This window comes from Fructilactobacillus sp. X2R1C3 (genome assembly GCF_059901425.1).
Map to the genome: position 1 here is coordinate 111,742 of NZ_JBWXUW010000001.1, position 11,725 is coordinate 123,466.

The 11,725-nt window shown below is 39.3% G+C and carries 12 protein-coding genes; all 12 read left to right on the top strand.

Annotation, left to right across the window (positions count from 1 at the left end):
• The first annotated feature begins 23 nt into the window (after positions 1-23).
• Complete coding sequence (locus AC6UDD_RS00490) at positions 24-1,001, top strand: LCP family protein (RefSeq protein WP_500717426.1); 978 nt, start codon at positions 24-26, stop codon at positions 999-1,001.
• A 93-nt stretch (positions 1,002-1,094) separates the two neighbouring features.
• Entirely contained in the window at positions 1,095-1,760 is a 666-nt protein-coding gene (locus tag AC6UDD_RS00495) for a sugar transferase (RefSeq protein WP_500717428.1), read from the top strand.
• Positions 1,761-1,772: 12 nt separating this feature from the next.
• Complete coding sequence (locus tag AC6UDD_RS00500) at positions 1,773-2,558, top strand: DUF4422 domain-containing protein (RefSeq protein WP_500717430.1); 786 nt, start codon at positions 1,773-1,775, stop codon at positions 2,556-2,558.
• 15 nt (positions 2,559-2,573) lie between these two features.
• The gene (locus AC6UDD_RS00505) at positions 2,574-3,536 is read left to right on the top strand and encodes a glycosyltransferase family 2 protein (RefSeq protein ID WP_500717432.1); all 963 of its coding nucleotides are present in this window, start codon (positions 2,574-2,576) and stop codon (positions 3,534-3,536) included.
• Positions 3,537-3,545: 9 nt separating this feature from the next.
• On the top strand, positions 3,546-4,385 hold the full coding sequence (locus tag AC6UDD_RS00510; RefSeq protein ID WP_500717434.1) for a GT-D fold domain-containing glycosyltransferase: 840 nt from the start codon (positions 3,546-3,548) through the stop codon (positions 4,383-4,385).
• A 167-nt stretch (positions 4,386-4,552) separates the two neighbouring features.
• Positions 4,553-5,671 (top strand): UDP-galactopyranose mutase, encoded by a 1,119-nt coding sequence (gene glf / locus AC6UDD_RS00515; protein ID WP_500717436.1) that lies wholly within the window; start codon positions 4,553-4,555, stop codon positions 5,669-5,671.
• A 2-nt stretch (positions 5,672-5,673) separates the two neighbouring features.
• Positions 5,674-7,098 carry a flippase gene (locus AC6UDD_RS00520; protein ID WP_500717439.1) on the top strand — a complete coding sequence of 475 codons (1,425 nt, stop codon included), beginning with the start codon at positions 5,674-5,676 and terminating at the stop codon, positions 7,096-7,098.
• 26 nt (positions 7,099-7,124) lie between these two features.
• Entirely contained in the window at positions 7,125-8,249 is a 1,125-nt protein-coding gene (locus AC6UDD_RS00525) for a glycosyltransferase family 4 protein (protein WP_500717442.1), read from the top strand.
• 29 nt (positions 8,250-8,278) lie between these two features.
• Positions 8,279-9,310, top strand: coding sequence for a glycosyltransferase (locus AC6UDD_RS00530; protein WP_500717445.1), 1,032 nt, complete (start codon positions 8,279-8,281; stop codon positions 9,308-9,310).
• A gap of 86 nt (positions 9,311-9,396) precedes the next feature.
• Positions 9,397-10,164 (top strand): SDR family oxidoreductase, encoded by a 768-nt coding sequence (locus tag AC6UDD_RS00535; RefSeq protein ID WP_500717448.1) that lies wholly within the window; start codon positions 9,397-9,399, stop codon positions 10,162-10,164.
• 146 nt (positions 10,165-10,310) lie between these two features.
• The gene (locus AC6UDD_RS00540) at positions 10,311-10,754 is read left to right on the top strand and encodes an aggregation-promoting factor C-terminal-like domain-containing protein (protein ID WP_500717450.1); all 444 of its coding nucleotides are present in this window, start codon (positions 10,311-10,313) and stop codon (positions 10,752-10,754) included.
• Between the two features lie 119 nt (positions 10,755-10,873).
• Positions 10,874-11,632, top strand: a complete 759-nt coding sequence (locus AC6UDD_RS00545; protein ID WP_500717453.1) for an NADP-dependent (R)-specific alcohol dehydrogenase — start codon at positions 10,874-10,876, stop codon at positions 11,630-11,632.
• The last annotated feature ends 93 nt before the right edge of the window (positions 11,633-11,725 follow it).

The window sequence follows — 11,725 nt, forward strand, 5'->3', positions numbered from 1 at the left end:
ATTTTATTCTAAGGAGAAATAATATGAGAAGCCGTCACATGGAGAAGAAATCTCATAAGACTCGTAACATCATTATTCTAGTTGTAATCGTGATCGTAGCGATTGTTTTAGCGTTTTTAGGGTATGGTGCTTACAAGTATAAATCTGCATCAAATGAAATTAACAAAGCTTACAAGAGTGCAGGGATCAAGAAACAACGAGATACTGACGCGCTGTTAAATCACAAGAAACCAATCTCAATTCTCTTACTTGGAACTGATACTGGTGCACTTGACCGTAATTATAAGGGTAGAACCGATACTTTAATGGTTGCTACCCTTAATCCGGAGACCAAGAAGATGACACTTACCAGTATCCCTCGTGATACTGCCGTTAACATTCCTGGCTATCCACAGTATTCACCATCTAAGATCAACGCTGCATACACCTATGGAAGTGCTGGGACTGCCATTCAGACCGTTGAGAAACTGCTAAACGTCCCAATTGATTTCTATGTCCTCATTAATATGGGTGGCTTAAAAGAAATCGTTGACCAAGTTGGCGGAGTTACTATCACACCAACGTTGTCCTTTAGCTATGAAGGCTATACCTTTAAGAAGGGTCAACCAACTAAGATGGATGGAAAAGAAGCCTTGGCTTACTCTCGAATGAGATACTCTGACCCAGCTGGAGACTACGGAAGAACGATGCGTCAACGTCAAGTTCTTCAAGCGATTGCGGCCAAGGGTGGTTCAGTCTCCCATCTAATGAACAACGACTTCATTAGTTCAATTGCCAAGTCCAGTCAGACTGATTTGGACTCAAGTGATTTGACGAAACTTGCTACTAGTTACCGTGAACATGGTGACTTTGTTGATAATCATCTCCAGGGTGAGAACCAGATGATTGAGAACTCGGCAATGCAAGTTCCAACGGAAAGTCAACTGCAACAGACTACCAACTTCATTCGGAAGAATCTAGGGTTGCCTGCCGCCAAGACTGGAACCGCAGCTTATCACTAGATTTAAATAGCAACGAGATGTTCTCCTAAGTTTATGAGGAGAACATTTTAGCGTAAAGGGTAATTAGAACTAAGTATGAGGGAGTCATGATGAATGGAAGAGAACATAAAGAGAAAGACGATCTGGCTTGATCCCAAAAAAGTCCAGGATCGCCCAGTCTACTTTACGTGTAAAAGAATATTTGACATCACTGCCAGTCTAATTGGGCTTATCTTATTAAGTCCCTTATTCTTAGTGCTTAGCATCTTAATCAAGTGTGATGGGTCGCACGGTAAGGTTTTTTACACGCAAGAACGAGTTGGTTGTAACGGGGACGTCTTCAACATGTATAAGTTTCGGTCGATGATCCCTAACGCTGACAAAAAATTAGCTGAACTTAAAAAATTTAATGAAGTGGACGGGGCCATGTTTAAGATGAAGGATGACCCCCGCGTCACCAAGGTCGGACGTTTCATTCGAAAATATAGTTTGGATGAACTGCCCCAGTTAGTGAACGTCTTAATTGGTGAAATGTCACTTGTTGGACCACGTCCACCGCTTCCAAAAGAAGTTGCCGAATACACGGAATATGACCGCCAAAGACTGTTAGTCAAGCCTGGCTGTACTGGTCTATGGCAGGTGACGGGACGAAACAACGTCGGTTTTGATGACATGGTTTATTTAGACATCGTCTACATTATGAACAGTGGCTTCTGGTTTGATCTGAAGATCATATGCAAGACGGTTCAGATTATGGTAGTGCCAAATGCTGCTTATTAAAGAGGTTAAAGGATGAAAATTGCGATTTTGGTAGCGTCCCATAAAGACGCGCCGATGCCAAAAGATCATGATTTGTACCGACCGGTTTTAGTTGGTGCTGACAAAAATTACAAGGGCCAAAGGGGTTTTCAACTGGATAATCAGGGTGAAAACATCTCGGCCAAAAATCCCAATTACAATGAATTAACTGCCATTTACTGGGCATGGAAGAACTTACATGACGTTGACGCGATTGGATTAGTTCACTATCGTCGTCTTTTCAGTAAGTACCTTAAGCGTTCGCTTGATAAGGTACTTACTAAGGAGCAGGCCGAAAAGATGCTAGAAAAGGCTCCGGTTGTGTTGCCACGAAAACGTTACTACGTCGTTGAAACCATTTATTCGCATTATGTCCACTCTCACTACAAAGAGCCATTAGAGGAGACTCGTAAGGTCATTTCAGAAATCGATCCTGATTATTTAGCCAGTTTTGACCATGTCATGCACAGTCGTTCAGCCCACATGTTCAACATGTTTATCATGAAAACAAACTACTTTGACGACTATTGTGAGTGGCTCTTTAACATTTTGTTTAACGTCGAAAAACGAATCGATATCTCAAACTATTCGGTTCAAGAAGCCCGGGTCTTTGGTTATCTATCTGAGGTCTTGATGGACGTTTGGATTAAGAAGAACCACATTAAGTACACCGAGTGTAACTGGATTCAGATCGGTGACCGGCACCTGGTGAAAAAGGCGTGGGGCTTTGTAAAACGGAAGTTCTCCAGTAACGTCGGAAAAGACGAAACACACTACTAGAAAGAGGAGTCGTTAATGACTGACTATGACATTAGTATCATCATGCCAAGCTTTAATTCGGAAAAATCAATTGGGAACGCGATTGATTCGATTTTCAATCAGGAAACCGATTTTAGCTTTGAACTTTTAGTTATTGATGATGGATCCTCCGACGACACTGTAAATATTATCAAGTCACGGATGCTCCATCATGAGAGCATCCATCTTTTTTATACCGACCATCAGTATCAGGCTGAAGCCAGAAATAAGGGGCTTAAGCACGCGACGGGCAAATACATCATGTTTTCTGATGATGATGACGAATATTTACCTGGATACATTCAGGCCATGGGTGAGAAAATTCAAGACATGCAACTAGTGATTGCCGGAATCGAGAAAAAATTTCCGAACGGTCGGGTCGAGGTTGAGGATCATTCTGTAATGGAATCCGCCACTAGTGACGCACAGTTGCTTGGAGACTACCTGACTAAAAATCAGGAAATGGACGTTGGACTTTGGAATAAGATTTTTGTTAAAGCCATTATTGATAAAAATCAGATTAAGATGAGCAACAAAAACTTTTTTGAGGACAGTTTGTTTGTACTGCAGTACCTGTTGTCAATTAATTGGGAACAGATTGGTTACATCAATCAACCAATGTATCTGTTGAATAAGCATGAGGGATCAACCACGAATACATATGATCCTGAGTTGCTTAAGAAGTGTAATGAGTACATTGATAAGGTCGATAAATTAATTGCAAATCACCCCGAATTGGTGAGATACTTCAGAAGCTTTAAGTCGCGAATTGACTTGTTTTACGTTCATCGAAATATTTTGAATAATCCTAGTTGGGACGCTCAATCGCAGCGGTTGATCCTGCGGCCCCTAATTAATGCGTCAGCTTTAAGTGAATTGAGCAAAAAGTACGTCATTGCAATTATTTTGGCCTTCATGATGCCCAAGACTTACATTAAGTTGTATTCAAAACGAAAGTGAGAAATAGATTTGAACTTAAAGTCTTTTTTGTATAAGGCGTTTAACGACGCTGTGTACATTCCAATCTATCAAATTAAATATAAGAAACAATTTCAAACCTTGAGAGTTAAATCAATTGAACAAACCATCGATGCGATTACTAAGGACCATATTTCTCTTAGCCGATTTGGTGATGGCGAGTTTAAGTGGATTAACATGACTGGTCAGAAATCGTTTGAACGCGATTCAAAAGAATTAAGCGAACGGCTTTTAGAAGTGTTGCACTCAAATCTTAATGGTCATGGAATTGGTCTTCCTCAAGCATTTAAAGACCCAAGCATCATGAACGCTGACATGTACTGGGAACGTGAAATGGGGAAGTATGGCTCAGAGTGGCTTAAAGATTTAGATCGGAGTAAGACTTACTATAATACCAGTGTGACGCGTCCGTATATGGATCTAAAAGATAAGAACATCGCTAAGTATGTTTTTGATGAATTTAAGAAGTATGTCGCAAATAAAAGGGTGTTAGTAATTGAGGGAGACCAAACGCACTTTGGCAAGGGAAACGACTTGTTAGAAAGTGCCAGAGAAGTTTTGAGGCTGGAATGCCCAAGTCATAATGCTTTTGAACAGTATGATGACATTTTAATTCGATCTAAAGATTTAATTGTAAGAGATAATCCAGACTTGGTCCTAGCTGCGCTTGGACCAACGGCCACCATTCTTTCGTATGACTTAACTAAAACGTTAAACAAACAGGTTCTTGATATCGGACATTTTGATGTAGAGTATACTTGGTTTTTAAACGGAGATAAGAAGAGAACCAAGATTGATGGAAAAGCCGTTAATGAAGTAAAGGATAGTTAATTGACATTACAATCTTGATTGCATTGTTGCTTGTATTATTATTCTTTACTATTATTGATAAAGTAAGACTATCTATTAATTTAGTAAGTTATTGGTACATTTCAGACAGAAAATAAAACATTTAAGCAGGGCTTGCCCTAGTAAATTAATACATTTTGGAGGATAACATGACTGATTATTTAGTTGTTGGTTCTGGATTATTTGGATCAACCTTTGCATACGAAGCTGCTAAACGCGGCAATCACGTTGAGGTGATCGAGAAACGTGATCACGTTGGTGGCAATATCTATACCAAAGAAGTAGAGGGCATCCAAGTTCATGAATATGGAGCTCACATTTTTCATACCAAGATGAAGGATATCTGGGATTACGTCCATCAATTTGCGGACTTTAACAACTACGTTAACAGTCCCATTGCCAACTACCACGGTGAAATCTATAACATGCCGTTCAACATGAATACTTTTAATAAACTGTGGGGAGTTAGAACGCCGGCAGAAGCTAAGGCTAAGATTGAAGAACAAAAGCGTAGCGCCAATATTCCGGATAAGCCAACTAACTTGGAAGAACAGGCTATCTCACTGGTTGGTCCTGACTTGTATGAGAAATTAGTAAAGGGCTATACCGAGAAGCAGTGGGGCAGAAAAGCCACCGATCTCCCGGCCTTTATCATCAGAAGAATTCCAGTTCGATTTATTTATGATAACAACTACTTTAGTGATCCATACCAGGGAATTCCAATTGGTGGATACACTCAAATTATTGAAAAGATGCTTGCTAGTGACTTAATCGATGTTAAAACTAACACTGACTTCTTTGATAAAAAGGATGAGTATCTAAAATCCGGTAAGCGTATCATCTTTACCGGAATGATTGACCAATTCTTTGAATATCAATTAGGAGCTCTGGAGTATCGTAGCTTGAAGTTTGATACTGAAGTGAAAGACGTTGATAACTACCAAGGAAATGCGGTAGTCAACTATACCGATGCTGAGACCCCTTACACCAGAGTTATTGAACACAAACACTTTGAATTTGGTAAGGGTAACAAGCACAAGACCGTCATCACTCATGAGTATCCCAAGACATGGCACCGTGGGGATGAACCATACTACCCAATCGATGACAAAAAGAATCGTTCTTTGTACAAGAATTACGTAGAATTAGCTGAAAGGGATGCGCCAAACGTCTTCTTTGGTGGTCGTTTAGGTCAGTACCGTTACTACAACATGGATCAGACCATCATGTCAGCTTTGAGACTAGTTAAAAACGAATTTGGTGAATAAATTTGGGTAAAGTAATTAAGAATTATTTGTATAACGCGTCTTATCAACTATTCGTGTTGATAGTTCCCTTAATCACCACTCCTTATCTGGCCCGTGTTTTGGGACCACAGGGAGTTGGTATTAATTCATATACAAATGCTAATATTCAATATTTCATTATCTTTGGAAGTGTTGGGGTCGCACTCTACGGTAATCGGCAGATTGCGTATGTGCGAAACAATAAGCAAAAACTAACTAACACTTTTTATGAAATATTCTTTATGCGAATGGTAACGATTGGAGTGGCGTACATTGCCTTCTTTATTTTTTTGGCATTTGTGCATCGCTTTCACAGTTATTACATTGCCCAATCTTTTTCATTGCTTGCGGCAGCTTTTGATATCTCCTGGTTCTTTCAGGGGGTCGAAAACTTTGCTGTGACCGTTTTAAGAAACTTTGTTGTTAAAATAATCACGCTTTTCAGTATTTTTGCGTTCGTCAAGTCATATAGTGACTTGTGGTTATACATATTTATACTGTCTATGTCGCTATTGATTGGAAATCTGACCTTATTCCCAAGTTTGAGAAGATACTTAGGGAAAGTGGACTGGAAAAACTTTCACTGGTTTAGGCATTTTTGGCCGTCGATGGTTCTATTCGTACCTGAGATTGCCACTCAGATTTATTTAGTGGTTAATAAGACGATGCTGGGGGCAATGACTTCTGTCACGGCGGCTGGTTACTTTGATCAATCCGATAAAATCGTTAAATTATCGTTAGCGGTCGTTACGGCGACGGGAACCGTCATGCTTCCACACGTGGCCAACGCCTTCATGCAAGGAAAGCACGAAAAGGTTAAGGATTACTTGTATCAAAGCTTTGAGTTTGTGACGGCATTGTCCATTCCAATTGCGTTTGGAATTGCAGCCGTTGCTCCGAGCTTTGTCCCACTGTTTTTCAGTCCGAAATTTATGGCAGTTGTTCCACTGATGATGATTGAGTCAATTGTGGTCGTCATGATTGCGTGGAGCAATGCCATTGGAGTTCAATACTTGGTTCCGACCAACCAAAACAAGGCCTACAATTACTCGGTCATTATTGGTGCAATTGTTAACATCGTTGCTAACGTTCCTTTGATTTTACTGTGGGGAGCAGTGGGAACCGCGATTGCAACGGTTCTGTCAGAATCTATTGTCACTCTAGTCCAACTATATGCTGTTAAGGATGAAATTGACTTTAGAAAGTTGTACCACGGATTCTTTAAGTACTTTGTTGCAGGGCTCATAATGTTTTCCATTGTTTCGTTATTGGATATGACTCTAAAAGTTAAATGGATTGATCTGATCATCGAAGTTGGGATTGGAATCGTAATTTATGGTCTCCTGATCTTTTTGTTTAAAACAAAAGTTTCAAAGGATATAATTACCATTGTTAAAAAGAGATTTTAGTTAAAATAATAAGAGGTTAAGAGTCAATGAAGATTGCTTTTATTAGTGAGGATAAATTAAATGATGTCTCAGTTTGGTCGGGAACGACGAGTAATATTTACGACGTCATTGCTAAACAAAACCGAGTTGTTTCAGTTCGTCCGTCTGGTATTAAGCTGTTTTTAGGAAAAGTCTTTCGAAAGTTTACCAAGTGGTTTAATTTACCCGACTTAAAAGCATTCTCTGACGAGTGGATTGCAAGAGTTGAAGGTCAATCTTTACAGCGGAAGTTGAAGTATGAATTTGATATTGATTTTATCTTTGTTGCTGCTGAGGATAACCTCGTTGAATTTTTGCAGACCGACTTACCCATCGTTTTTTTAAATGATGCGACGTTTAGTGAAATGATTAATTATTATTACTTCAATTTAACAAAAAAGAAAATTGAAGTACACACCCGCATGGATAAAGTCACCCTTGAAAAAGCTTCCTTGATTTTAATGGCCAGTGAATGGGCAAAAGAGGGAGCTGTCACCACCTATGGAATTAATAAAAACAAGGTCAAGGTGTTACCCTTTGGCGCTAATTTACCCGATAAATTTGTAGCTCATAAAGCTGACCCGAACAGTAAGATTAGATTATTGTTTGTGGGTGTTGAGTGGAAACGAAAAGGGATGGACCTCATCTGTTCCATGATGGACAAGTTAAACGAACGATTCCCTGATAAGTTTATGATTAACGTCATTGGTCTTAATCAACCAGCCGACCAAGATTTACCAGACAACATTAAGTTTCATGGCTTTGTTTCTAAACACACGGATTCCGGTCTTAACGAGATGATTCAACTCTATAATGAAAGTGACCTGTTTGTTCTGCCAACGAAGGCGGAGTGTGCGGGGATTGCGTTTGCAGAAGCCGCTGAATATGGATTACCTTCCATCACGTATGACACCGGTGGGATTGGCACTTATGTCATTAATGATTACAGTGGCTATCGTCTTAATAAGAATGCCACGGCAATGGACTTTGCTGATGCAGTGATCGATCTTACGCAGTCACCAGAAAAGTTGGAAACGATGGCTCAAAACGCGCGAAAACTATATGAAACAAAATTGAACTGGAAGGCGTGGGAACGCGGCTTCAATGAATTAACTCGAAAGTTTAATGATTAGGTAAACCTTGAAGGAGTTTAGTGGAACTGATGAAAAAATTGATTATTGATGTGGTCCGGTCAAAAGCAAATGATGGGATTGGCAAGCCCAAAGAGGACATTAATGAAGTTCTTGAAAACGATTATGGTTTTCAAATGGCATACTTAAAGCAGTATAAGTATGGCAAATTCGATCGTCATTTTTTGATCAATTATCGAATTAATAAACTTGACAAGTATCACCTTAAATCAACTGATGTAATTGTTATTCAGTATCCAATTTATTCTGGAAAACAATTTGAAGAAACACTTTTAAGGTATCTTAATGACCGTCACGTCAAGACGGTGGCAGTGATCCATGATATTGATTCATTACGTTTTCCTAACAGTACCTTTGCAACCGTCAAAGAAGAAGCCGAGTTTTTAAATAACTTTACGGCCGTTATTTCACCAAACAGTACGATGTCAGACACGTTAAAAGAAAATGGGTTAAACGTTCCCTGTGTGGACCTTGAAATCTTTGATTATTTTTCTGACGTTCAAAGTCAAAAAAATGGGGTAAAATACAAAGATAATGTGACGTTTGCGGGAAATCTAAATAAGTCGGTCTTCTTAAAATATTTAAACGTTGCAAAATCCGTTAAATTTGAGGTCTTTGGTAATATTGATGATCCAAAGACCTTAAACTCTTCACTGGAATACATGGGGAGTGTCTCACCAGACGTTTTATCAAAGAAATTAGGTCATGGTTACGGACTCGTGTGGGATGGCAATAGTGTTGATACTGTCTACGGCAAGATTGGCGACTATTTGCGCTACAATAACCCCTATAAGGCATCGTCATATCTGAGTGCTGGCATGCCAGTGATTGTCTGGGAAGAATCAGCCGTGGCTAAATTTGTAAAACAGCATCACGTTGGGTTATCAGTGGATTCCATTTCTGACCTAGCTTCATCACTTAAAAAAGTGACTGATGATGATTTTACTCAAATGGTGGATAATGCCCATGAACTCGCCAAGCAGCTTCATGATGGTTTTTACACCAAACAAGCCTTTAACCAGGTTTTTGAGAAAATTAAGTAAAACAAATTAGAAACGACGTGTTAATCTATTAGTTAATATTATTAGCTAATGATCATCACGTCGTTATTTTTTATGGGAGTGATTTTATGATGAAAGTATTGGTACTGGGTTCAACTGGTCAGTTAGGTCGGACTTTTTCAAATCTACTAAAGAAAAAACAAATCGAATTTGAGGCACCTTCTTCAAAAGAAGTTGATGTAACTAATCAGAAACAAGTAATGGATTATTTTCAGGTCCATCAACCAGCAGTTGTTTTTGATTGCGTTGGATACACCGACATTGTTAACGCCGAAAGGGAACCGGGTAAGACCGTCAATAAGAACGTGAACTTTCTTGGTACCCAGTACGTGGCGTTAGCCGCTAGAGATGTGAATGCAACGCTAGTCCATATCAGCACGAATCGAGTGTTTGACGGAAATGATAATTCTAAATTGCATGAGATAACGGACATTCCCAATCCAGTAAGTGAGTATGGTAAGCAGAAACGCATGGCAGAACGTGCCATTGAGGAAATTAGTACGAAATATTATACGATTCGAACGGCTAATTTATATGATGAAAATGGAAGCAAATTGGTGGACGAATTACTAAAAGGTGGTGAGATTGAGGGTAGTAACCAGCCAATACAGGTAACCGATACCAGAACGTTGGCAGAGTTTATGCTGTTTGTGATTGAAAATGATTTATCTTATGGAATGTATCATTTAACAAACAATAAAATGATTACTCGGGATGAATTTGTTCAAAAAGTCTTAAAAGGCAAAGATGCAAAAATCGTACCTGATGACACCCAGAAAGAGTACGTAAAAGACCCAATTCTTGATCTGAAAAAGCTCCATAACACTCAATTTTAAGGTGCATGACAGTAAAATAATTTCTTAAGGCTTAATAATACTAAAACCCGATTTCTGCAATGTTTTTTAACATCCGTGTAATATTTTCCTAATATTGTTGAAATTTGCACCCCTTAACGTATTGAATGTTGAGAGGAGGAAATTAAATGGAGTGGAAACATATTATTCTAACCGTAGCAAGCGTTGCAGCTATTTTTACCGCGGGCATAGCAGTCGCAAATAGTTCACGCATCGACGCCAACGCCGATTCATCGAGATACACCACTGTTACAAAATCGGAAAAAGTTCGTAAAGCAAGCCAGGCTAAACAACCTGTAAAAGTAATTAAGTCTGAGAGTTCAGTAGCAAAACCAAATAAATCGGAAGAGGCGGCTAAGAACTGGATTGCTTATCATGAATCACGTGGTGACTATCATGCTGAGAATCCAACGAATCCGACGGTTTACGGTAAGTACCAACTAAGTCGTCCATACTTACATGGTGATTATTCTAAGGAAAATCAAGAACGTACGGCCGATAGTTACGTCCATAATCGATATGGCTCGTGGCAAAACGCTAAGAAACACTGGGAAAGTAACAACTGGTACTAAAGTAAAGTATATTTAGGATGGGACTTGTGATGAAAGTCATGAGTCCTTTTTGTATGCGTTTACAAACCTTCATGGTACAGTGAGGTCAATAAATGATTAAGTAATTGGAGGGATATATTATGACAGACAGATTAAAGAACAAAGTTGCGATTATCACTGGTGGAACACTTGGAATTGGCTATGCGATTGCCGAGATGTTCGCAAAAGAAGGTGCAAAAGTAACCATTACTGGCCGGAATGAAGATCGTGGACGTGAAGCAGTTGAATCAATTGATAAGAAATATCCTGGAACCGTCAAGTTCATGAAACAGGATGTGTCGGATCCAGAGCGTTGGCCAGAGGTCTTTGAAGAAACTGAAAAAGACTTTGGCCAGGTCACGACGTTGATTAATAATGCTGGGATTGCTCTTGGCAAATCCATTGAAGATACTACGACCGAAGAATGGCATAAGGTTTTGAGTATCGATCTTGACGGAGTCTTTTATGGGATACGTGAAGGCATTAAGCAAATGAAGAATAAGAACGTAGGTGCTTCAATTGTGAACATGTCGTCGATTGAGGGATTAGTAGGTGACCCAAATTTGGGTGCTTATAATGCTTCTAAAGGTGCGGTTCGCATGATGTCAAAATCAGCTGCACTTGATTGTGCGTTGAAAGATTATGGTATTCGGATTAACTCTGTTCATCCTGGATATATTCAAACTCCAATGGTTAAACCAGACTTTGCGAAAGCCATGTCACAACGAACCAAAACTCCAATGGGACACTTAGGTAAGCCAGAAGACATCGCCTATGCAGCTGTTTACTTGGCTTCTGATGAATCTGAATTTACGACTGGTAGTGAGTTAGTGGTCGATGGTGGATACACGGCTCAATAAGATTTATTAAAACGAGAATGAAGGGACTATGCTATGTGCATAGTCCTTTTTTATGTATTTTGATATTTTTTCTTATGATACAATTAGGATATC